At 66.7% G+C, this 22,951-nt stretch carries 17 protein-coding genes and 4 tRNA genes; 5 read left to right on the top strand and 16 right to left on the bottom strand.

Translation table 11 applies throughout. From position 1 onward, the window contains the following. Positions 1-50: 50 nt before the first annotated feature. The 7 genes from addA to ahcY form a co-directional block, all read right to left on the bottom strand. Positions 51-3,551 carry a double-strand break repair helicase AddA gene (gene addA, locus MTR65_RS04630; RefSeq protein ID WP_243797581.1) on the bottom strand — a complete coding sequence of 1,167 codons (3,501 nt, stop codon included), beginning with the start codon at positions 3,549-3,551 and terminating at the stop codon, positions 51-53. After that, complete coding sequence (gene addB, locus MTR65_RS04625; protein ID WP_243797579.1) at positions 3,548-6,592, bottom strand: double-strand break repair protein AddB; 3,045 nt, start codon at positions 6,590-6,592, stop codon at positions 3,548-3,550. The genes addA and addB overlap by 4 nt, the downstream gene beginning before the upstream one ends. Next, positions 6,585-7,310, bottom strand: a complete 726-nt coding sequence (locus MTR65_RS04620; protein ID WP_243797576.1) for a nucleotidyltransferase family protein — start codon at positions 7,308-7,310, stop codon at positions 6,585-6,587. The genes addB and MTR65_RS04620 overlap by 8 nt, the downstream gene beginning before the upstream one ends. Then, the gene (locus MTR65_RS04615) at positions 7,307-8,305 is read right to left on the bottom strand and encodes an aminoglycoside phosphotransferase family protein (protein WP_243797574.1); all 999 of its coding nucleotides are present in this window, start codon (positions 8,303-8,305) and stop codon (positions 7,307-7,309) included. Before MTR65_RS04615 ends, MTR65_RS04620 begins: the two co-directional genes overlap by 4 nt. Further along, the gene (gene tsaE, locus MTR65_RS04610) at positions 8,302-8,766 is read right to left on the bottom strand and encodes a tRNA (adenosine(37)-N6)-threonylcarbamoyltransferase complex ATPase subunit type 1 TsaE (RefSeq protein ID WP_243797572.1); all 465 of its coding nucleotides are present in this window, start codon (positions 8,764-8,766) and stop codon (positions 8,302-8,304) included. The genes MTR65_RS04615 and tsaE overlap by 4 nt, the downstream gene beginning before the upstream one ends. Next, positions 8,763-11,120, bottom strand: a complete 2,358-nt coding sequence (locus MTR65_RS04605; protein WP_243797569.1) for a sensor histidine kinase — start codon at positions 11,118-11,120, stop codon at positions 8,763-8,765. Before MTR65_RS04605 ends, tsaE begins: the two co-directional genes overlap by 4 nt. A 151-nt stretch (positions 11,121-11,271) precedes the next feature. Further along, positions 11,272-12,693, bottom strand: coding sequence for an adenosylhomocysteinase (ahcY, locus tag MTR65_RS04600; RefSeq protein ID WP_327194314.1), 1,422 nt, complete (start codon positions 12,691-12,693; stop codon positions 11,272-11,274). A 411-nt stretch (positions 12,694-13,104) separates the two neighbouring features. Between ahcY and MTR65_RS04595 the strand changes: the two genes are divergently transcribed. Continuing rightward, complete coding sequence (locus MTR65_RS04595) at positions 13,105-13,584, top strand: peroxiredoxin (RefSeq protein ID WP_243797567.1); 480 nt, start codon at positions 13,105-13,107, stop codon at positions 13,582-13,584. An 87-nt stretch (positions 13,585-13,671) separates the two neighbouring features. Here MTR65_RS04595 and folE read toward each other — a convergent pair whose 3' ends face one another. Further along, on the bottom strand, positions 13,672-14,280 hold the full coding sequence (gene folE, locus MTR65_RS04590) for a GTP cyclohydrolase I FolE (protein ID WP_243797564.1): 609 nt from the start codon (positions 14,278-14,280) through the stop codon (positions 13,672-13,674). Next, the gene (locus tag MTR65_RS04585) at positions 14,277-15,851 is read right to left on the bottom strand and encodes a phospholipase D-like domain-containing protein (RefSeq protein ID WP_327194313.1); all 1,575 of its coding nucleotides are present in this window, start codon (positions 15,849-15,851) and stop codon (positions 14,277-14,279) included. Before MTR65_RS04585 ends, folE begins: the two co-directional genes overlap by 4 nt. A gap of 476 nt (positions 15,852-16,327) precedes the next feature. On the opposite strand from MTR65_RS04585, the gene MTR65_RS04580 reads away from it, so the two are divergent. Next, the gene (locus MTR65_RS04580; RefSeq protein WP_243797562.1) at positions 16,328-16,906 is read left to right on the top strand and encodes a hypothetical protein; all 579 of its coding nucleotides are present in this window, start codon (positions 16,328-16,330) and stop codon (positions 16,904-16,906) included. A gap of 282 nt (positions 16,907-17,188) precedes the next feature. Next, positions 17,189-18,493, top strand: a complete 1,305-nt coding sequence (locus tag MTR65_RS04575; protein WP_243797560.1) for a chloride channel protein — start codon at positions 17,189-17,191, stop codon at positions 18,491-18,493. A gap of 105 nt (positions 18,494-18,598) precedes the next feature. Here MTR65_RS04575 and MTR65_RS04570 read toward each other — a convergent pair. The 5 genes from MTR65_RS04570 to MTR65_RS04550 all read right to left on the bottom strand — a co-directional run bounded on the left by MTR65_RS04570 (position 18,599) and on the right by MTR65_RS04550 (position 19,618). Further along, positions 18,599-18,675: transfer RNA gene (locus MTR65_RS04570), tRNA-Arg, on the bottom strand. Between the two features lie 49 nt (positions 18,676-18,724). Next, positions 18,725-18,801, bottom strand: a tRNA-Arg gene (locus tag MTR65_RS04565). A 49-nt stretch (positions 18,802-18,850) separates the two neighbouring features. Further along, positions 18,851-18,927: transfer RNA gene (locus MTR65_RS04560), tRNA-Arg, on the bottom strand. Between the two features lie 49 nt (positions 18,928-18,976). After that, positions 18,977-19,053 (bottom strand) — tRNA-Arg (locus MTR65_RS04555). A 37-nt stretch (positions 19,054-19,090) separates the two neighbouring features. Further along, positions 19,091-19,618: an NUDIX domain-containing protein gene (locus MTR65_RS04550; protein ID WP_268739252.1), complete on the bottom strand. Its 528-nt coding sequence runs from the start codon at positions 19,616-19,618 to the stop codon at positions 19,091-19,093. Between the two features lie 41 nt (positions 19,619-19,659). Between MTR65_RS04550 and MTR65_RS04545 the strand changes: the two genes are divergently transcribed. Both MTR65_RS04545 and MTR65_RS04540 read left to right on the top strand, forming a co-directional pair. After that, positions 19,660-19,851: a Flp family type IVb pilin gene (locus MTR65_RS04545; RefSeq protein WP_327194312.1), complete on the top strand. Its 192-nt coding sequence runs from the start codon at positions 19,660-19,662 to the stop codon at positions 19,849-19,851. A 126-nt stretch (positions 19,852-19,977) separates the two neighbouring features. Then, entirely contained in the window at positions 19,978-20,151 is a 174-nt protein-coding gene (locus tag MTR65_RS04540) for a Flp family type IVb pilin (RefSeq protein WP_243797557.1), read from the top strand. A 156-nt stretch (positions 20,152-20,307) separates the two neighbouring features. On the opposite strand, the gene MTR65_RS04535 is transcribed toward MTR65_RS04540, so the two are convergent. Together MTR65_RS04535 and MTR65_RS04530 are read right to left on the bottom strand one after the other, a co-directional pair. Further along, a complete protein-coding gene (locus tag MTR65_RS04535) occupies positions 20,308-21,201 on the bottom strand; it encodes a tyrosine recombinase (protein ID WP_243797554.1) in 894 nt (297 codons plus the stop codon). Between the two features lie 22 nt (positions 21,202-21,223). Continuing rightward, positions 21,224-22,951, bottom strand: a 1,728-nt coding sequence (locus MTR65_RS04530; RefSeq protein WP_243797551.1) for a hypothetical protein, incomplete at its 5' end; no start/stop codon positions are given.

Here is a 22,951-nt window from a genome sequence, read left to right as displayed (position 1 = left end):
CGTCAATCTAGGGATGAAAGCGCCGCTGGCAACGGCTGGGACCGAAAGCTTTACTGCGTTGCCGCCAAGGCGGGCTTGTGCGCCTCGAGCACGTCGCTGGGCACCTCGATGAGCTGCGGGCTCGAGGTATAGAGGATACCAACCTCGACATCGCGGCCCGGGAAGGTCTGTTCGAGAGCGGCGGCATAGGCCGCCATCTGGCGCAGAACCCCACGCGGAACCTCGCCCAGCGAAGCGGGCGGACGGCGCGAGGTCTTGTAGTCGACCAGCCGCACCCGGTCGGGCCCGATCACGAGCCGGTCAATCGTGCCCGCCACCACCTGTCCGCCGACAATGGCGGCCACCGGTACTTCGGCAAGGCTGTCCGGCCCGAAAATCTCGGCCCAAGCAGGATTGGCCACCACGCCCAGAGCATCCGCCAGGATCGCCCCACGCATCTCTGTCGGCAGATCTTTCGCGTTGCGCTTGAGCCAGCGTTCGGCCTCGGCCTCGCGCTGTTCGGGCGCAAGTGCGGGAAGGCGCTCCAGAAGCGCGTGCAGCACCGTACCCCGGCGCGCGGCCTGCTGCCCGGCTCCGGGCGGAAACGGCGGATCGGGCGCATCCTCCTCACCCAGCGCCGAGGGCGCGAGCGGGCGCGGCGGGCGCGGTTCGGCGGCAGGTGCGCGTCCCGTCCACTCGGGCAGAGGCGCACGCAGGGGAAGCTCGGCCGGTGCCGCGCGCATTGGCACGAAGGGGCCCAACGAGCCTTGCGTGAAGGCCCCGCCCCAGATCGCGTCGGCCTCTTCCTCCTGCCCTTCGAACAGGGTGCGCAGCTGCGCGTACCAGCTCTTGGGTGCAGGCTGGCCCTTGTCGCGCGGACCCAGCGCGCCGCCCACGAAAAGCGCTTCCTCGGCGCGGGTCATGGCGACGTAGAGGAGGCGCCAGTGCTCCTGCTCGTCCGCCTCGCGCGCCTGCGCGATTTCCTCGGCCACCGGCCCGACCTTCTCCGCCTTGGAGAGGGGGGGGAACGGGATGCGCCGGTTCTTGTCGCGCGGATCGGGCAGCGAAACGCCGCTTTCGCGCGCGCTTTCAGGATTGCCGGTGGCATCGGCCAGAATCACGATGGGCGCCTGCAGGCCCTTGGAGCCGTGTACGGTCATCACGCGCACCTGCCCGCCTGCGTTGTCCGCCTCGCGCTTCAGCTCGCCATCGCCCGCCTCGAACCAGGCGAGGAACCCGGCCAGGCTGGGCGTGTCGGTCACGGCATAGGCGCGCGCGGCGTTGACCAGTTCGTCGATGGGATCGCCTGCCTCGCTGCCCAGCCGCGCGATCAGCTTGCGCCGCGCGTTCCACGGGCCGACGAGCAGCCACTGCAGCAGCGCATGGGGCGGCTCGTAATCGGCCAGCGCAAGCAGTTCGCCCAGCTGGAGCAACGTACGCCCAACCTCGGCATCTGAAGACGCGCGCAGGTGGTCCCAAAGGCGCACGTGCTTGTCGCGGTAGCCATGGGCAAGCAGCTGCTCCTGGCTCCAGCCGACGAGCGGGGAGACGAGCAGGCTCGCCAGGTTCAGGTCGTCGAGCGGCTGGGCTGCAAAGCGCAGCGCCGCGACCAGATCCTTGACCGCGAGCGGCGCGCCGAGACGCAGGCGGTCGACACCGGCCACATCCACGCCCGCGGCGTGGAGCCGCGCAACGATGAGCCCGGCCAGCTCCTTGCGCTGGCGCACCAGCACCATGATATCGCCTGCCGTCGCACGCCGGACCTTGCCCTTGGAGAGCGTGAATCCGTCGCCATGCGGGTCTAGCCACTCGCGCACCTGCTGCGCGATACGGTCGGCCATCTGGCGGTTGGGGCCGGAGAGCCAGGTTTCCTCGCCCTCGTCCCCCTCGCCGGGGTCCTCCGGCGCCTCCTCGTCTTCGCCCGTATCGAAGCCGACCGGACGCCACAGCGCGACGTAGCCCGGGCGCTCCTCGCCCTGGTGGCGCTGCGCGGCCCGGTCGAGGCCGAAGCGTTCATGGCCGATCCCGGCAATCGCCTGGTCGACGAAATCGAGTACGGGCTGGGCTGTCCGGAAACTGCGTTCGAGGCCCAGTTCCTGCATCTCGCGCGGTTCGTATTCGGCGCGCAGCTGCGCGGCATTGCGCGCGGCGGCACGCATCAGGCTCCTCACCCGCCCCGCGGCCTTGCGGAAGTTTTCCGGGCTGGTGCCCTGAAAGCGGAAGATCGCCTGCTTGTAGTCGCCCACGACGAAAAGCGTGCGCAGCCGGTCCTCATGCTGGCCCGCACCCGCCCAGAACTCCTCCGCCATCGCGAAGATGATGTCCCACTGCTGCTCGTTCGTGTCCTGCGCCTCGTCGACGAGGATGTGGTCGAACTGGCGGTCGAGCTTGTAGCGAATCCAGTCGGCCTGCGCCTTGTCCTTGAGGAGCGAGGCGGCGCGGCGGATCTGATCGTCGAAATCGATCAGCCCCTCGCGGCTCTTTGCCTCGTCCCAGGCAATCGCGAAGGCGCGGCCCAGACGCAGCGACGGGACCAGATGATCGACAAGGTCGAGCATCGCGCGCAAGGTGCGCACGCCCTCGATCCCCGCCACCACGCGCGCGGCGTAATCGGGATAGGACGGCTCGATCTTGTCCTGCGACTTGCTGGCCTTGGGCTCGCCCTTCTGGGTGAGGAAGGCCTTGGCCATGTCGTCGATGGAGGCCGCGCGCTGGGTCGGGTTGCCCAGCAGCCACTCGCTGATCCGGTCGACCGCTTCCAGGCCGGTCTTGGTGCCCCACTCGTGGTTCACCTCCATGCAGCGGCGCAGCGAAGCCACGTCGAAACGCGCGTCCGAGCACAGCTCGGCCAGCATGTCGGCGTCGGCCTGCGGGGGAAGCTCCAGAAGGCGCAGGACATGCGCACGCATGTCACCCGCCTGCCAGCTTCCGGGCCCGAACCAGACCTCGCGCGCGCCGGCGCAGCGCAGCAGGAAACCGACCACGGCATCGGGACCGTGGCGCAGCGACAGCGCCGAGATCGCATCGAGCAGCTGCGGATCGCCGAGCGGGTCTTCCTCGGCTTCGACCAGCAGGTCGGCGAGGACCTGTTTGGCAAGCAGCGTGCGTTCGCGGTCCTCCATCGGGCGGCTGCCCGGGATGAGGTCGGCTTCCAGAGGGAAGGTCGCGAGCAGCCACTGCGAGAAGGCGTGAATGGTGTCGATACGAAGCCCGCCGCCCGGGCAATCGAGCACGGCGGCAAAGAGCGTGCGCGCGCGCGCCATCGTGGCACCATCGGTCGGCGCGCCAATGGCTTCGAGACGCGGGAAAAGCTCGACGTCCTCCATGCGCACCCATTCGGCGAGCGTGCCGTTGATGCGCGCGGCCATCTCGGTGGCGCCCGCCTTGGTGAAAGTCAGGCACAGGATCTGCGAGGGCGAGATCCCCGGCTGAAGCAGCAGTCGCAGCACGCGCGAAGACAGCACCTGCGTCTTGCCCGTCCCCGCCGAGGCCGAAAGCCAGACGGTGTCGAGCGGGTTCACCGCGGGCATCTGGTTGCCGTGCAGCGGGTAGACCTTGGCCGGGCCGCTCATGGGGTGTCCTCCTTGCGGGCGGGCTTGCCCAGCCCGGTAATCCATTCGTCGAGGCGCATCAGCTGGTCATAATCGGAGTAGAGATCGAGGTCGGGATTGAGGCGCGCGGTGAACGGCTCGTTGCCCAGTATCCAGCGGTTCAAGGCATCGTCCAGATACTCGCGCGTGCGGTCGAGGAACTCCTCACGCAGGAGGCCCGACTTCTTGCGGCCTTCGCGCACCGGCTCGTTCATATAGCCGATCGAGCCATCCTTGGCCTTGGCCATCGACCAGTATTCAAAGCCCGTGACATCACCTGCGATGCCCTCGAAACCACCTGCCTCGACGATGAGGCCAGTGACACCAAGCTGGAGCGCGAAGCCCTCTTCGACCCGCGTCCCCGAGGGCGGCTGCCCGGTCTTGTAGTCGACCACCGCGATGGTGCCATCGGCCTTGCGGTCGAGCCGGTCGGTCCGCCCCAGGATCGTGACGTCGCGGTAGTCCATGCGGCCCCACTTCTCGACGCCCAGCACCTCGCGGCCCTCCTCCTTGCCCGCAAGGACAAGGCCCTCGAATGTCTCCAGCGCGGCGGACAGGCGCGGCCACCACAAGGCGCGCATCAGCGGGTGGGCGCTCTCATCGTCGAGCACCTTGTGCGCAATGGCGTGGAGGCCCTCCCTGGGTTCACCCGCCTCGTGCCACTTCTGCATGATGAGGTGCGCGATCTCGCCGCGCCAGGCCGCACTCGGCTCCGCATCGAGGCTGTCGAGGCTGCGCAGCTTGAGGACCGCGCTGGCGTAGAACTGGTAGGGGTCCCCCCTCAGGCGGTCGAGCCCGGTGACCGAGACGGCGACCCGGCGTTGCTCGGCGCTGGGCATCGGCTGCGGGCGAGGATGCGGCGCGGCGCGCGGTGCATCGTCGATCAGGCGGGCGAGGCGCGGGATCTCGCGCTCCAGATGGCGCCCAACCTGATCGCCCAGCATCGCCTTCACGCGCAGAACGAAGCGCGAGGGGATGACGGGACCGCCCTCATCACGCTGCGCCCAGCTCAGCACCACCTCGGGCGCGCCCAGCGCGGCGGCAAGGTCGTGCGCGGCAAGGCCGATGCGGAAGTCTGCGCCCGGCACGCCCAGAGCGCGCAGGACAGCCGGTGGCAGGAGCGAATCCTGCGACGGACTGGCGGGCCAGACACCCTCGGTGAGACCGCCGCAGATGACGAGATCGGCACGGCTCATGCGCGCTTCGAGCAGGCCGTAGATCGAGACGCGCGGATGCCCGCCCCAGGGCGGACGTACCGAGGTACGGTCCATCGCATCGCGCAGCACCGCGTGGATATCACGCGCATCGACCAGCGTACCCGCCGCCGAGGCTCCGGCGCGCAGTTCCTCGATGAAAGCACTGAGCGCGCGGCCATCCGCGCCGGTCCACAAGTTCTCCCCGCACAGCGCCTCGGCCGCTTCGGTGAGGACGCCCAGCGCCTTTTCCAGCGGCTCGGCGGCGTAGAGTTCAAACAGGGGCGAGAGGCAGGCCTCGACCTTCTCCCACCATGTGCCGAGCCGGTTTTCCTTGGCAAGTGCAGCCAGAGGGGCGAGCCCGGCCGCCGGACGCGGCCCGCGGAGTTCCAAGTCGAGTCGACGCGCGGATTCGAGCCAGCGCGCACGGCCCTCACCACTCCCCGCGAGCGGATGGGTAAGAAGTGCGATGAGCGGAACCGGGGCGCCCTGCTCGGCCAGCACTTCGGCCAGCAACAGGAACAGGCGCCCGGCGGCCGTCTGCGGCAGGGGCTGGCCTGCGGTATCGTCTGCGGTGATCCCCCAGCGTTCCAGGTGCGAGACAACGCGTGCGGCAAGGCCGCGGTCGGGCGTTACCAGCGCGACGCGGCGTTCGGGTGTTTCCAGCGCCTCGCGGATGAGGAGCGCGATGGCCTGCGCTTCCTCGCCGGGATGGACGCTCTCCATCAGCCGCACGTCGGACAGGCGGCGCTTGTCGGCGGGCAGGCTCACCCAGGCAGCCGACGCGCGGGGAGGCAGGAAGAGGTTGGAAATCGCCGCCTTGCGCTCGGGCGGTGAGGCCGCCATCCCCGAGCGGTGCCAGGGCCGCACGTCCGTGCGCGACAGGCCCATGCGGTTGAGCAGGAGCTTCAGGTGATACTGGGGGTGCGTGACCGCGTCGTGTCGCCCGAACGGCGGGTCCTCGGGCTCGGCCGGTTTGCCCGCGCTGCCCAGTTCCTCCCATACCTCCGGATCGAGGCCGAGGTCGAGATCGGGCAGGATGACCGCGCCATCGCGCAGTTCGCTCACCACCCGCAGCAGGCGCGCAAGCGCGGGCGAGGCGCTGGTGACACCGGCCGCGACGATGGGGAATTCGGGCGGGTTCGCCGCCCAGCTCTCGGCGGCGTGCGCGAAGAGACGGTTGCGCCGCTCGGGCGCGTCGATCTCGCCGCGCCCGGCCAGTTCGGCAATCCAGAACTGCTGGACCTTGAGGAAGCTGCGGGTGTTGTCCTCCCAGTGCTTGGAGAGGTCACCCACGATAGCGACGACCTCTTCGGAAAGGAGATCGATCGGCGCGATACCCTCGACCAGAAGCCGGTCCATGGTGCTGCCAAGCTCGAACGCACGGCGCAGGAGCGCAGGCCCCTTGCCCGCTGCATCGCCTTCGACATGGCGCAGGTAATGGGCCAGACGCAGCCAGCGGCGCGTGGGATCACAGGCGGGCGGAATGTCCGCCGCGCCCAGAGGATCGAGCAGAGGCCCGAGCGCCTCGTCGAGGTCAAGATCGCCCACCACCGCCATGCGCGGCAGCAGCATGCCCGTGGGCGCGCGCCCACCGCCGGCCGCCTCGGCTCCCATCCCCTGCTCGCCCGCATAGCGCACGAAGGCCTCGGTCACCGTGCGCACGGTGCGTCGGCTGGGCAGCAGCAGGGTCAGCCGCGCAAGGCCCAGATCCGCATCGGCGTAGCGCGGCACGAGCCCGGCGACGAGCGCATCGGCAAACCCGCGGTGGGCGGCAATCGAATAGACACTGGGCGAAGGCTCTTCCCCCGCCGCAAACAGATCAGGCACCAATGAGATACTCTTCGGTCGGCTTGATCGCGCCGGGTTCTCCGACCTCGAACCATTCGCCCTGGTGCGAGATGCCGAAAAGACGGCCCTCCTCGATGGCGCGGCTCCACAGGATGTTGGTCGAGAACGGGCCCTCGGGCGCTTCGCGCAGGAGGCGCTTCGAAACGATCTGGATGCCGGTGTAGATGAAGGGCGCGACACGGCCCGGCTTGCGGCGCGAAACGCGCCCCTCGGCGTCGAGGTGGAAGTCCCCCTCGCCCCGGTAATTGCGCGCGCGAGCGTGCGGCACCATCAGCAGGAGCGCGTCCATGCGCTCCGGGTCCCAGCCATTCGAAAGATCGGCAAAGACGTTCTCGGGGCCATCGAGCCAGATGTTGTCGCTGTTGAGGCAGAAGAAGGGATCGGGCAGTTTGTCGGCTGCATGGATCATGCCCCCGCCCGTTTCCAGAAGCTGCGCGCGTTCATCGGAAATGACCGTCTTCGGGCCTGCCTTGCGCACCTCCAGATGCCCTTCCAGGGCATCGGCCATATAGTGCACGTTGACCACGGCCTGCGCGATACCCGCCGCCTCGAGCTTGTCGAGCGCGTGGTCGATGAGCGCCTTGTGCGCCACGCGCACGAGCGGCTTGGGCTGGGTCGCGGTGAGCGGACGCATCCGCTTGCCCAGGCCTGCGGCCAGGATCATCGCGGTATCGCTGGCAAGGGGGGCGCGGCTCACAGCGCGAAGCTCCCGCCCCTGGCCAGGCGCAATTCGGCCGGGATGTTGGCCGCGAACCACTCCGCGACGGGGGCAAGCGCCGGATGCGCGAGATCGCGTTCGAGATGCGCCCATACGCGCGGGATCATGTCGAGGTAGCGCGGCTTGCCGTCGCGCTTCCACAGGCGCACGAAGATGCCCACGATCTTGGCGTTACGCTGGGCGCCAAGACGCGCGTAGTCGGCCAGAAGCACTTCCGGATCGCATCCGGTCGCGCGCACGTAATGCGCGATCATGGCCTGCTCGACCTCGGGCGAAACGTCGCGGCGTGCGTCCTGCAGCAGCGAGACGAGATCATAGGTGCGGTGCCCGACCAGCGCGTCCTGGAAATCCAGCAGGCCCTGCTTTTCCAGCGATCCCAGAAGCATGATGTTCTCGGCGTGGTAATCGCGCAGCACCGCGACACCCGGGCGCTGGCGCGGCAACAGGTCGGCCAGCACCGTCTCCCAGGCCTTCGCATAACCTTCGACATCGACGTAGAGCTTCTGCGCGGGCACGTACCACTCGGTAAAGAGCCTCGCCTCGCGCAGATATTCACTCAGCGTGTAGTCGTTGAACGGGCCGCCCGGAAGGTCATGAAGCTGGACCAGCGCGTCCACCGCACCGGTGTAGATCGCCATTTCATCGCCCGGCCACTCATCGAGATAGTCACGCACGCGCGCATCGCCGAAGTCCTCCAGCAGCACGAAACCCTGAGCGGCGTCCTCGGCAAGGATACGCGGCGGGCGCAGGCCATTCTCGTCCAGCCAGCGTGCGGCGCGCAGGAACGGCACCGGGTCCTCATTCGGCGGGGGCGCGTGCATCAGCATGGCCGACGCATCCTCGCCCCGGCGCAAGCGGAAATAGCGGCGGAACGAGGCATCGCCGGGTAGCGGCTCCACGCGCGCGTCCCCCCAGCCAGCCTTGGCCACAAACGAATCGAGCCCTTCAGGGCCTGTCACACCAGCGTCTGTCATTTCGGCATCCGCCCTAGCCAATCCGCCCCGCCCCGGGCAATGGCGATGCGCCCGGCATCCGCAACTTCGAGCGCAAGCGTGAGGCAAGCCGGCTCATGTTCAAAGCCTCCGGCGTGATCAGGCCACTCGGCGATGAGGGCTGCCCCCTCGCGGTATTCGTCAAGACCGATCTCGTAGGCCTCGTCGGGATGTTCGAGGCGGTAGAAATCGGCGTGCACCAGCGGCAGGCGTACACCCGTGCCGTCCGGCCCCGGCTCGTAGACCTCGATGATCGCGAAACTGGGCGAGGGAACCTCGCCCTCGTGCCCGAGCCCTGCGACGATGGCGCGGGCAAGGGTGGTCTTGCCTGCGCCAAGCCCGCCTTCGAGCGCGACCACGTCCCCGGGGCGCAGCGCCTCGGCAATCGTCTTGCCCAGCCGCTCCATGGCGGCAAGGTCAGGAAGTTCGAGTGTCGTAGTCATGGCAGCTCCACGAGGGCCTGGGTGCCCTGGCCGGGTTCGGATTGCAGGGTCAGGGTGCCGCCGTGCGCCTCAATCAGTTGGCGGGCCAGCGGCAGGCCGAGCCCCTGGCGGCGCTCCACGCTCTTGCCGTCCGCGCTCACCTTCATCCCGTCGAGCGCGCGGGCAAGTGTGCGGCCATCCATGCCTGCGCCTTTGTCCTCGACCTGGATACGCACGACGTCGGCACCTGCCGCGTTTCTCTTGCGCGTGGCCTGCAAAAGGATGCGTCCGCCCTTGGGCGAGGCGCCGATGGCGTTGTCGAGCAGCGCGCCAACGGCCCGGGCAAGGCGCTTGCGGTCCGCCTCGATCGGGCGCAGCAGGCCATCTGCGCGCAGGTCGAGCGTGAGCTCCATGGCGTCGAGCCGGGCCGCCCTTTCCTCGGCCACCTGGCGCAGGAAGGGCATGAGCTCGAGCGGTTCCTTGCGCAGCGGCAGCATGCCCGCCTCGCTCTGCGAGAGGTCGAGCAGGCTCTCGATATGCTCGCCCAACTGCGCGACCGAGGCGAGGATTGCGGCGAGGTATTCCTTGCCGCTGTCGTTGAGGTCTCCGCCGATGCCCGCATCCAGCATCTCGGCAAAGCCACCGATGGTGGTGAGCGGGGTGCGCAGTTCATAGCTCATGCTCGCCAGGAAGCGCGTCTTGATTGCATCGGCCTCGACCAGCGCGGCGTTGCTTTCGCGCAAGGCGTCCTCGGCTTTTTGCGAATCGGTGATGTCGAGGACAGCCAGAAGCCCGTTCCCGTCCGGCAGCGGAACGCCTGCGAACTCAAGGATACGCCCATCGGAAAGCGCGATGCGCCCGCCTTTCTGCGTGCGGTCGAGCGTGGAGGCGCGCACCACGTTGCCCACCTTCTCCGCCTCGGCCCCGCGGCGAAGGCGCGGCGCGATCTTCTTGAGCAGGGTCTCGACGTGCGGGTGGGTGTCGAGGAAATCACTCTCCAGCCCCCAGTCGTTGGCAAAGCGCCGGTTCCAGATCTGCATGCGGCCGTCGGGCGCAAACACGGCAATGGATTCAAAGAGGCTGTCGACGATGGCCGTGCGCGTGCGCAGCAGCGTATCGCGCATGGCCGAGAGGCGCAGCTGCTCGGTGCGATCCTCGGCAATGACCAGCAGTCCGCCATCGGGAAGCGGCTGCGCGACAATGCGCATGTAGGTGCCATCGGGCAGGGTCCAGGCCTCTTCCCGAGTGACATCGGAAAGGAACCAGGCCGTCTTCTCGCGGCGCCAGGCCGGGAAGTCGCGCACTTCGGGCACACGCCCGGCATCACGCGCGGCATCGAGCAGACGCTCGAAGGCGGGCGGGTCGTGCTCGGCGCTCGCGGGCAGGTTGAACACCCGCTGGAAAGGCTGGTTGGCAAAAGACAGGCGGCGCTGGCGGTCGAACTGGGCGACACCGGCCGAAAGCTGGTCAAGCAGTGCACGCTGTGCATCGCGGAAGGCCCGGAACGAGCGCGAGAGCTCTTCCATGTCTTCAATATCGACCGCGTACCCGGCCACACCCTCGCCGCCGAGCGGGAGGTCGGAGACGCGCAGCGCCCGGCGTTCGCCATCGATGGTGGTCGAGACCACGCGCTCGACCGGCACGTTGCGCTCGGCCGCCTGCAGCGCGACATCGCCCGGCGTGAAGCCTTCGACCGTCTCGATCAGCTCGATCCCTGCGTTGACGACCTGTTCTGCACTCTGCCCGCCCACGGCGTCGACATAGGCGCGGTTGACGAGTTGCAGCGCGCCATCGGGGCGGCGGAACCACATCGGCATGGGCGCAGCCTCGATCAGCGAGACGAGCGCGCTGAAATCACCGCGCGCGCGCGCGGCCTCTTCGCGCAGGCGGCTGAGTTCACTCTCGCTTTCGGAGAAGTCGAAAACCCAGACCAGCGCCGCGCCGCCGGGCGAAACCTGCGGATCGGCAAGGTGCCCGCGCAAGGCCAGGCTGCGCGAGGAATTGCGCGGCGTCGCGGCCAGACGAAACGGCGAGGCTGTCTTTTGCGTGCGGCGCACCGCTTCGGCCAGCTCGGTCAGCTTGTCGGCGGGCAGGCCCCGCTCGCCGGTGTCGAGTTCGGTCAGGTACTGCGGCACGGAATCGAGCCCGAGCCACTGCGCCAGCCGGGGCGAGGCCTCGATCCGGCCGTCCGAGCGGACCAGCAGCGGGAGCGCCGGGCTCTCCTCGATCATGCGGGCAAGGCGCCGGGCCGAGCGAAGCTGCATTTCCGCACGTTTCTGGCGGCGCCGCGCAACGAGGATCGCCCAGGCCGCCGCCAGCGTCCAGGCCGCGAGCAGAATGCCAATCACGAGGGGCAGAAAACGATCAGTCTCCATCACTCTTGGCTATGGTGCGCACGGCGCGCAAAGACAATGCCCTCTCCGCAAGGCCACCCCAAAACTGTGCCGGATAACGAAAAAGGGGCCGCGCCTTCGCGCAGCCCCTCGTCCTGCAGAACGGATGAGCAGACCGGCTGCCCGCCCGAAATCAGTAGCGGTAGTGATCCGGCTTGAACGGGCCTTCCACCGGAACGCCGATGTAGTCGGCCTGGCGCTGCGACAGCTCGGTCAGCTTGACGCCCAGCTTCTTGAGGTGAAGCGCGGCGACCTTCTCGTCGAGGAACTTGGGAAGGACGTAGACGTCGTTCTTGTAGTTCTCCGACTTGGTGAAGAGCTCGATCTGCGCCAGCGTCTGGTTGGTGAAGCTGGCCGACATCACGAAGCTGGGATGGCCGGTGGCGCAGCCCAGGTTCACCAGGCGCCCCTGCGCGAGGATGAGCAGCTGCTTGCCGTCAGGCAGCGTGACGAGGTCGGTGCCCGGCTTGATTTCCTGCCACTCGTAGTTGTCGAGCGCGGAGATCTGGATCTCGCTGTCGAAGTGGCCGATGTTGCAGACAATGGCCTTGTCCTTCATGCCCTTCATGTGCTCGCCGGTGATGACGCCTTCGTTGCCGGTCGCGGTCACGAAGATGTCGGCGCGGGTGATCGCCTCTTCCATGGTGACGACCTCGAAGCCTTCCATAGCGGCCTGAAGCGCGCAGATGGGGTCAACTTCGGTGACAAGAACGCGGGCGCCGCCGTTGCGCAGCGACTGGGCCGAGCCCTTGCCGACGTCGCCGAAGCCAGCGACGCAGGCAACCTTGCCCGAGAGCATGACGTCGGTGGCGCGGCGGATCGCGTCGACCAGCGATTCACGGCAGCCGTAGAGGTTGTCGAACTTCGACTTGGTGACCGAGTCGTTCACGTTGATCGCCGGGAACGGCAGCTTGCCCTGCTTGGCGATGTGGTAGAGGCGGTGAACGCCAGTGGTGGTCTCTTCCGAAACGCCCTTGATGGCCTGGACCGACTTGGTCAGGTAGCCCGGCTTTTCCTTAAGGAACTTCTTGAGCGAGCGGACGAATTCGATTTCCTCGGCGTTGCTCGGCTCGAACAGGTCTTCGCCCGCTTCAACGCGCGCGCCCCACAGCGCGAACATGGTGGCATCGCCGCCATCGTCGAGGATCATGTTGGCGGTCTGCTCGCCGTCGGCCTCGGTGCCCCATTCAAAGATCTTGCCGACGTAGTCCCAGTAGTCGGCCAGGCTCTCACCCTTGATGGCGTAGACCGGGATGCCCTGCGCGGCGATGGCCGCTGCGGCGTGGTCCTGGGTCGAGAAGATGTTGCAGGTCGCCCAGCGCACTTCGGCGCCCAGCGCGACCAGCGTCTCGATCAGCACGGCGGTCTGGATCGTCATGTGGAGCGAGCCGGTGATGCGCGCGCCCTTGAGCGGCTGCTGTGCGCCATATTCCTCGCGCAGGGCCATCAGGCCCGGCATTTCGGTCTCGGCGATCGCGATTTCGGCGCGGCCGTAATCGGCGAGCGACATGTCGGCGATGGCGTAGTCGTGAACGGCGGTATCAGCTGTGGCCACGAGGGAACTCCTGGGGAATGATCGTGTGAATGATGTCGACGCCCGAAAGCGCCGGCGGTTGGTGAGGGATTAAAGGACCCCCGGCCAAAACGCAAACCGAATATAAAGACATCTTTATATCCACCCCAAACGCACCACCACTCAGCGCCGCCCTGACCGCACCGGGCGGCCTCTCCGGGCCACCTCGCAAAGACGCATCATTCCAGACCTCGCGGGCGGCTCAGGGCTATCCCGCAAACCTGCACACCCGCTTTCGCGCGCCATCCGCATGGGTCCGGAGTTTCCCGATTCCAGAAATGTAGGCAGCACCACCCGCCCCCTCGGTATTGCGCGCAAGGGCATTGCAGGGCGCCCTGCCCGGCCTATATCGGGGACGCGAAACCGCACACCCATGCCAAGAAGGATGAACGCATGACCATCGCCGTAGGTGACAAACTTCCCGACGTGAAGCTGATGAAGGCGGGCGAGAGCGGCCCCGAGCCGGTCCAGACTGCCGATTACTTCGCGGGCAAGAAGGTCGCGCTGTTCTCGGTTCCGGGCGCCTTCACCCCGACCTGTTCGGCCAAGCACCTTCCCGGCTTCGTCGACAAGGCGGCCGAACTCAAGGCCAAGGGCATCGACGAGATCGCCTGCACCGCCGTCAACGACGCCTTCGTGATGGGCGCCTGGGGCAAGGCCGCTGGCTCGTCCGATGTCACGATGCTGGCCGACGGCAACGGCGACCTCGTCAAGGCGCTGGACCTCACGATGGACGGCTCGGGCTTCGGCATGGGCACACGCGGTCAGCGCTTCTCGATGGTCGTGAACGACGGCGTGGTCGAGCAGCTCAACGTAGAGGCTCCGGGCACCTTCGAGGTGAGCGCGGCGGAATACATGCTCGGCAAGCTCTGAGCCCGGACACCATCCGAAACGAGAAAGGGGCGGCGTACCTATGGTGCGCCGCCCCTTTTTCGTTCGTTCAGGACCTGCAGTGAAGGATCAGTAGCCCATCAGGCTGAGCACTTCCTTGCGGCTGCGCTCGTCTTCCAGGAACGTGCCCATCATGCGGCTGGTGATCATGCCCACGCCCGGCGTGCGCACGCCGCGACCGGTCATGCAGCCGTGCTGTGCCTCGATCACCACGGCCACGCCATGGGGCTTGAGGTGATCCCAGATGCACTGGGCAACCTCGGCGGTCAGGCGCTCCTGGATCTGCAGGCGGCGCGCATAGCCGTGCAGGACACGTGCGAGCTTGGAAATGCCCACGACGTGATCGCGCGGCAGGTAGGCGATTGCCGCCTTGCCCTGGATCGGCGCCATGTGGTGTTCGCAGTGCGACTGGAACGGGATGTCCTTGAGCAGCACGACCTCGTCGTAGCCGCCCACTTCCTCGAAGACGCGGGACAGGTGGATCGAGGGATCTTCCTGATAGCCCTGGCAATATTCCAGCCAGGCGCGCGCCACGCGCTTGGGGGTGTCGAGCAACCCTTCGCGGGTCGGATCATCGCCCGCCCAGCCGATCAGGGTGCGAATGGCCTCCTGGACGTGCTCCGGCACATCGGGCTTGCCGAGCGGATTGTCCATGTCCGGCTCGTCCAGACAGCTCATCTGCGCCTTCTCCTTTTCCATCTTTCTTTCAGGCGCACCCGCATTAGAGCCCCTTTCCGGCGAAACAACCCGCGACGTTCGATCGGCTCGAACATTTCGTCAGGACGTTCCGGATCGAGCAGCGCGCTGTCGCCCAGCTTCTTTTCGGCATCGGAGAGCTCTTTCAAGGGCAGAGGAACCAGTCGACGCCCCTGATTTCCGCGCGCCTCGTTCAGACCATCGATCATCGTGCGCATCGAGCCGGTTTCCTTCAGGCGCCGCGCCGCCTCGTCCATGTCGAGCGCGCAGTGCTCGGCAATCAGGCGCTGGCGCACCTTGCCGATGGTTTGCGCCAGTTCGGGCCGCCCTGTGTTGGCGGGCCGGTCGAGGTCGAGGAAGACGTCGCACTCGCTGTCGAGCCCCATCGAACGGTTGTTCATGTTGGCCGACCCGATGCGAAGGATACGGTCATCGATGATCGTGATCTTGGCATGGACGTAGATCGGCGTCCCGTCGCTCGCGACCGGATAGTAAAGTTGAAAGCGCCCCGCGTGATCGGCCTCGCGCACGATCTCCAGAAGCCGCGTTCGCGCGGTATCCATTGCCACCTGCTCCAGCCAGCCATCGGCCGTCCAGGGATTGACGATGATGATCTCGGGCGGATCGTCTTCCATCAGACGCTCGCAGATGGCTTCGGCGATAACGCGCGAGGCGAAGTACTGCGTCTCGGCATAGATGAAGCGTCGGGCCGAGCGGATCTGTTCCACAAAGAGCGCCTCGATCTCGCTGACCTGCGGGCAATCGCCATATTTCGCGCGCGTACGCGCGATGCCCAGCTCCACGTCGCGAAATTCACCGTGCAGGCTTTCCGGCCAGGGACTTTCGTCCTGCGCCTTGCAGGGTTCGAGCGGCTTGCCGCCCGCCACGTCCCAGCGATCGCGCCCCAATTCGCCAAGCGCACCGGCAATCTCGCCTTCCATCATCATCGTGATGTCGTGCCAGGGCGCGTAGAGGCGCCCGGTCGGACGGCGACGGCGGGTGTCGCGCGGCAGGTGCTCGCTGGTGTCCCAGCGATCCGTCGTCATGTCGATGCCACCGCACACCGCAAAGACATCGTCGAGGACGACGATCTTCTGATGGTGGCTGCAGCCCAGCGGATGCGCTGCGTCGAACTTGAAGTCGATCTGCTTGCGCCGCGCCCAGCGCAGCAGGTCGACCAGCATGGTGCCCCGGAACAGCGACTTGAAGAGCGCGAAATTCCACTTGAGGATGCGCACTTCCAGGTCCGGGTTGTGGTCCACCAGCCACAGGATGAAAGAGCCCAGGCGCGCCGGAAAACGGTGCTTGCGCCCCTTCTGCCACCACCGGCGCCCATCGGAGAGCAGGATCCGCGAATCGAAGTCCCAACCGATCAGGAAGACCCGCTGGCGCGCCGCCTCCATCGCCTCGCGCACGAGTTTGAAATAGTCGTCCGCATCGATGACGACATGGGCCTTGCGCGCCATGGCATAGCGCCACACCGAGGGGCCGGAGATCTCCTCCAGGTCCGTTCCAAGGCCCGTGTGATCCTCCTCGTCCATTGCGATGTCCATGTCCTGCTGCGCCCGAATGCTGATCTCTAAAGTGCCGACATACCGGAATGTTCCCCTCTGCAAAGGGGATCAGGGCTCTGCGCTGACTGCAATTGTGCACTGCAGCATAGGTATTACTGGTACCACCTGCGCACACTATAGAGACGCCCCCTGCCCCACGTACGGTTTCAGAGACATGGCGAGCAGATAGCAGGGACATGGAACAGCGAGCCGTGAAAAAGTGTCATTTTAGCGGTTGATCTGGAGCCGTTCAGCGGTCATCCATTAGGCGTGTGCAACATATGCACCACCTCTGGTCGCCCATTTGCAGTGCAGCACGCTGTTGCCCGGCGCGGCCTCGCGCGGTTCATGTCCGGACGGCGTTCGTTGTCCGGACAACTTGAGCCGGACCCAAATTCACGGCCCTGCGTTATCCCGGGGCAATCCTCCGTGAAGTCGAGCCCAACCGGCCTCATGGAGCAAACAAGGAGTACACCATGAAGAATTCGCTCATCGCCGCCGCGATCCTCGCTGCGGGCCTGGCTCCCGCCGCCGCCGTGGCGCAGGACGCTGCGGCTCCCGCAGCCGAGACGGTCGCCCCGACGGTGGGCGCCAAGGTCTTCGATCCCGAGGGGAACGAAGTCGGCGCCGTTGAAGCCGTTGCGGGTGAGGTGGTTACCGTGAACACGGGCGTGGCCCGTGCCGGTCTTCCCACCAAGGCCTTCGCCATGCGCGAAAAGGGTCTGACCATCGGCATGACCAAGGCGCAGCTCGAATCCGCCGTTATGGGCGCCAAGGCCGAAACCGGCCGGGCCAAGGAAGCGGCCATGGTTGTCGACGCCCCGATCAAGAGCAGCGACGGCCAGGTGCTCGGCACCATTGCCAAGCTCGAGGGTGAGGACGTGACCATGGAACTCGCCAACGGCGATGGCGCGACCGCGCTGTTCAAGAAGGCCAACATCGGCCTCATGCCCGACGGCTCGCTCGCCATCGGCATGACCGCGGCCGCCTTTGCGCAGGCCATCGGCGGCTCGGCTCCGGCCGCGCCTGCCGAGGAAAGCCCCGCTGCCGAATAAGACTTTCGGCTCCAGCTTCTGGCTGGAGGCACACGGATGAAACGGGGCCGGGATGGACAGACCATCCCGGCCCTTTTCATGGGCGCGTTCCGAAAAGCGGCCCGAAACCGCGTTGCATAGATTGCAACTTCAGCCCCTGCGCGCGGAAATCCGGGGAAATACCTTGCGATTCATCGCAGGTTTGGAGCAAGAGGGCGCAGAAATTGTCCCGGCAACAACCTGCACGAGACCTGCAAGCCCCTTATAACCACGATTGGACCCGCGTTGACCTTCCCTGCGCGCATGAGACGCATTCTACAGGCTCTTCACAGCTTCGACTCATCGCTCGACCTTGCCCGCCGCCGCATTGCCACCGCCATCGGCGCGATCATCCTGGGGCTCATCGCCATCGCCTTTGCCTGGATGGGTGACAAGGCGCAGGAACTGTTCACCCGCTTCCAGTCCGACAATATCTACCTGACGCTCGCGCTCACGCCCTGCGGCTTTGCCGCGATCGTGTGGTTCACCAACCGGGTCAGCCCCGCGGCACGCGGCTCGGGCATCCCGCAGGTCATGGCCGCGACCAAGAACCTCGACCTTGCCTATACCCGCCTCCTCACGATCCCCACCGCGGTCGTGAAGCTGCTGCTGACCGTCGGCGTGCTGCTCGTAGGCGGCTCGGTCGGCCGTGAAGGCCCCACCGTCCAGATCGCGGCGGCCATCATGGTCGCCTGCCACAAGGTGATGCGCGTGCCGATGACCGCAGGCGTCCTTATCGCGGGCGGCGCGGCCGGTGTCGCGGCGGCCTTCAACACGCCGCTCGCCGGTGTCGCCTTCGCCATCGAGGAGCTCGCCTCCGCCTTCGAGCAGCGCGTCGCCGTCCTTGTCATGGGCGCGGTCGTCATCGCCGGTCTCGTCTCGCTCGGCATCGCAGGCGATTACGTCTACTTCGGCGTCATGCACGAGACGCTGGAACTGACCTCGGTGCTCCTCATCACGCCCGTCGCCGGGATCCTGGGCGGTATTGCCGGCGGCCTCTTTGCCCGCATCATGCTCTCCTTCGCGCGCAGCGGACACCCGGTCTTTCAGGCCATCCGCAAGCGTCCGGTGCTCTCCGCCTTTGCCTGCGGCCTCGTCGTCGCCATCGTGGGCGTCGCCACCGGCGGTGCGACCTGGGGAACGGGCTACGAAACGACCAAGCTGATGATTGAGGGCGGATCCACGCCCTCGGGCTGGTTTGGCCCGGCCAAGTTCCTGGCGACCGCCGCAACGGCGGTTTCCGGAGCTCCGGGCGGCATCTTTGCCCCTTCTCTCTCCGTGGGCGCGGGCTTTGGCGAACTGCTCACCTTCGCCTTCCCCGATGACGCAATGCCCGCCGTCGTCCTCCTGGGCATGACCGGCTACTTCGTGGGCGTCGTGCGCGCACCGCTCACGGCCGTCATCATCCTCATGGAGACCACCGCCAACAGGGGCATGATCCTGCCCCTCTTCCTGACCGCCATCATCGCCGATGCGGCCAGCAAGCTGGTGTGCCAGACCAAGCTCTACCACGGGCTCTCGCAGGGCTTCCTGCGCCAGGGAGAGGAGAACCGCGAGCGGCAGGCCTGAACGCCCGCCCTCGCCCCTCGCGAGGCTCTCCGGACCATGGACAACAAAAAAGCCGCACTCCCGAGGGATGCGGCTTTTTTGATGCGGTAAACGCTTGGAAGTGAATGGCGCGCCCGGAACGATTCGAACGTCCGACCCTCAGATTCGTAGTCTGATGCTCTATCCAGCTGAGCTACGGGCGCGCATGCACTTTTGTCTCTCCATGTACTCCAACAACCCATTCGGAGTAAATGGCGCGCCCGGAACGATTCGAACGTCCGACCCTCAGATTCGTAGTCTGATGCTCTATCCAGCTGAGCTACGGGCGCGCATGCACTTTTGTCTCTCCATGTACTCCAACAAGCCATTCGGAGAAAATGGCGCGCCCGGAACGATTCGAACGTCCGACCCTCAGATTCGTAGTCTGATGCTCTATCCAGCTGAGCTACGGGCGCGCATGCACTTTTGTCTCTCCATGTACTCCAACAAGCCATTCGGAGAAAATGGCGCGCCCGGAACGATTCGAACGTCCGACCCTCAGATTCGTAGTCTGATGCTCTATCCAGCTGAGCTACGGGCGCGTTGGAGAGGCGCCTCTAGAAAAGGAATCGGAGTCGGTCAACACCTATCTGCATATTTTTCTGAAAAATCGTGTTTCAGCCAAATCTTAAGGGCATCGGCCAGCGGGTAATCAAGCGGTGGCATGGCCAATTCTCCAAGACTTTGAGCCGCATACCATTGCGCCTGGCCGCCCTCCTGCGAGACCGGAGCCCCCTCCCACCCGCGCGCGGCATAGAGGAGAAGGACGAGCGCCCTGCGCCCTAATGCCCCGCCTGCGGCCCCTCCCGTACTCCCTTCGCCCAAAAGACCGCTGGCGAACCCCACAGGCACAAGCGATGCCGGATCCAGCCCCACGGCCAGTTCCTCCTCCATCTCGCGCACAGCGGCGTCCTCGGCGCTCTCACCGGGATCCACCTTGCCGCCCGGAAATTCCCAGAGGCCCGCGTGCATCGTTCCCTCAGGGCGTTGCTGCATGAGGACCTGCCCTCGCGCATCGACCAGCGCCACCGCGACCACCACGAGCGGTGTCAGATTTTTTTCCACTTTGTCGCCTTCATTTAATGAATCCTTAAGCTCGATCCGCAAATTTCGAGGTCATTCCAATCACCACGAGGTCCGAGGCCGCGATGCTCCCCCTGACCAGAATGCAAACCCTGCTTCGCGACGCCCAGGGCGCGAGTGCAATCGAATACGGGTTGATCATGGGCCTTATCACCCTCGTCATCGTCGTGGCCATGCAGAGCGTCGCCGACGAGACCATCGGCATGTGGGGCAACGTCAACGACAAGACCTCCGAAGCCATCTCATCATCGGGCTAGGTCTCTGCAGACTTAAACATTTTTCAACTATTCCAACCTACCAATCAAGACGTTCGGCAAGCCTGAGACAAAGTGAGGCCGCGCCGGACCGGGTACACAAGACTGCTTTACATCAGGAGACATTTCATGAAGTTCCTCACCAAGCTGCGTCGCAACGAAGAAGGTGCCACCGCGATCGAATACGGCCTGATCGCCGCCCTCATCGCCGTTGCCGCGATCACCGCGATGACCAGCCTCGGCACGAACCTGAGCGACACCTTCAACACCACGTCGAACACGCTCTCGAACGCCAACAGCTAATTTCGAGGGCTCCGGCCTTACAGTTCGCCATCTCGGCGTAACTGGGTACATAAGCGGGCGGCAGGACATCCTGCCGCCCGTTTTTGTGTGCGCGCCTCACACATGTGTCGGCAGACTTTACAGCAGCACTTGTGTCGCCCTGAGCGTCAGCGCCATTCAGCCTGTGCGCCTGGCCAGAGGGTGCCGCTCATTGACCAGCGCGACGAGCCGTGCGCTGTCGACATGGGTGTAGATCTGGGTCGTGGCGATATCGGCATGGCCCAGCAGTGTCTGCAGCACCCTCAGGTCTGCCCCGCCCTCCAGCAGATGTGTCGCAAAGGCATGGCGCAGAACATGCGGCGACACCCGCGCTGGGTCGAGATCGGCACGAACGGCCAGATCGCGCAGCAGCTGGAAGAGGCGAATGCGGGTCAGATGCCCGGAACTTCCACGCGAGGGGAATAGGAAGCGCGAGCCCGCCGCCTCCCCGCGCACCGCAAGCCAGCGCGACAGCGCCGCGCGCGCGCGCGTACTGACGGGGACCATGCGCTGTTGCCCGCCCTTGCCCTGAACATGCAGGAACGGCGTGTCGCGCGGCACTCCGGCCAGAGGCAGCGCCACCAGCTCACTTGCGCGAAGCCCGGAGCCATAGAGCAGCTCCAGCAATGCCAGCAGGCGAACGGGTCCACTCTCGCCGCCCTGCGCCTCGTCCTCCGCCTGCGCGAGAAAACGCGTCACATCCTCACGCGAGAGCAGCCGGGGCAAGGGACGTCGCGTGCGTGGACGCGGCAAGGCAGGCGAAGGATCGTCTTCGCGCAAGCCCTCATCGACGAGAAACCCGTAGAACTGACGCAAAGTCGAACACTTGCGCGCAAGGCTGGAGGCCGAGAGCGAGGCCCAATGATCGGCCAGCGAGGCCAGCGCCTCTGCGTCCACTCCGGCCAGGTCCCCCAGCGCCGAGCGCGCGCCCTCCAGGTCCCTGCGATAGGCGGCGAGGGTGTTGGCAGCCGCACCGCGCTCGGCAGCCATCATGGTGAGGAACGCCTCGAGCGGATCCTCCCGCGGTGCCATCACGCCTCCACGCCGGTCGCGATCAGGTGCGCGCGACCGCCTCGGCCGCGATCATGCGCGCCTCGGCCTCAAGTCCCACTTCACGCATGGCCGACACGATGTGGTAGAGATAACGGGGGGTCATCTGACGCCAGTTGGCGCCCTGCATGCCAAAGCCTGCCAGGATCACCACGCTCGCCGCATCACCCCGCGCCGCCGCCGCATCGATGGCCCGCGTCCAGCGAGTCTCGCCATCGAGCGCCAGGGACAGATCGTTCGAATAGCCCATCGCCCGGCTGCGATCGATGCGGTTCAGCCCGGCCAGCCCGGCCACGAGGAACCCGGCCTTGCGTTTGCCGGCACTCGCGTCCTCGTCGATGAAGCTGTCGAGGCTTCCGGACGACGCGCTCTGGTTTGCCCCCGGGGCTGCCAGCACGATCAGCGCCCAGCCCTCACTGCCACCTTCGACAACCGGCGCCCAGCGCGCCGCATTGGCATCGAAGCCGGCCGCCAGCATCGAGCCCAGCAGAGCCGGGGCTTCGGCAGCGACATCCTCGCTCGGCGCGATCCGCGCGGCGGCGGCCGCGGTCAGGACCCGCCCGCAATAGGCGCTGCCATCGTCGTCCAGTTCACTCCACAACGTGCGCATCGCCGCGATGCGCGCCGAGGACGAGGGAAGCGCGTAGGCATCGCGCAGGCTTTCCGCGCGCGTCTGCCAGGCGCTCCCCGTATCGGGATCGGCGTAAAGCTGCGCATAGAGATCGACCAGCGCCGCATTCGAGAGGATGCCCGAGGCCCCTGCCCGCACCGAGGCCTTGGCACGGCGCTCCAACCCTACCATCGGCGCCAGCGCCGTGGCCGCATCATAACGTCCCTCGGTGGGGGCCATGAGCGATTCGGGCGGCGCGATACCGACCCCACGCGCCAGCGCATAACGCCAGGGCGTGAGGCCCGAGACATTGTCCCACTCGATGGTGACCGCACGGCGCGCCTTGCCCGCCGCGCCCGCATAGCGCTGTGCCAGCAGGAGATCGATGCGCGGCATTTCCTTGCGGGTCATGTCGCGATCGAGGCGCGACAGCGCCGCGTTGCTGTTGCCGCGAAACGCATCGCAGATGGCGCCAGCGACATTCCATTCGGCATCGCTACGCATCGAGCCCTGCGTCGCCATGATCGGGCACAGGCCGGTCATGTCCGCCGTGCCGAGATAGACGTCCAGCACCTGCGCGCCGATCTCGGGCGTGTAGTTCGCGATGTCGATGTCCTGCAGCAGCGCGCGGGCCGCATCATATTCGCCCATGCGCACCAGCAGGGCCACGCGCAGCGCGAGGAAATCCTGCGCGCTCATGCCCTCGGGCGCATCGAGGCGCGAGAGCAGCGCGCGGCGCAGCGCGATGTGCCCCCAGCGCGAAACCAGCGCGCCGCGATTTCCCGAAAGCGCCAGACGCAGCAGCGCCGGATCGCCGCCCTGAAGCGAATCCGCAGCCAGACCGCCTTCATCGGCATCGAAGAGGCCGACGTGGGTCATCGCACGGCGCGCCTGCGGGGGCATGTCGAACTCGACCTTGCGCCCGATCAGCCCCTCGAAATCTTCCGGGGACATCTTGGCCAGCTCTTCCAGCGTGGGAAGGCGTTTCAGGGTGAGCCCGTCGTCATCCCGACGCGCCTCATCCCCTGCCGCAACCTGCTGCGGCAAGGGCTGGACGACCGCCCCCTGGCCGGGCTGCGGCGACGGGGCCGAACCGGGCCGCGTCGCGACAGCCGCAGGGCT

Origin of the sequence: Novosphingobium mangrovi, from assembly GCF_022818885.1 — a bacterium.
GTDB lineage: Bacteria > Pseudomonadota > Alphaproteobacteria > Sphingomonadales > Sphingomonadaceae > Novosphingobium > Novosphingobium mangrovi.
Note: the sequence above shows the minus strand (reverse complement) of the source record. Positions and strands in the feature narration are given on the sequence as shown.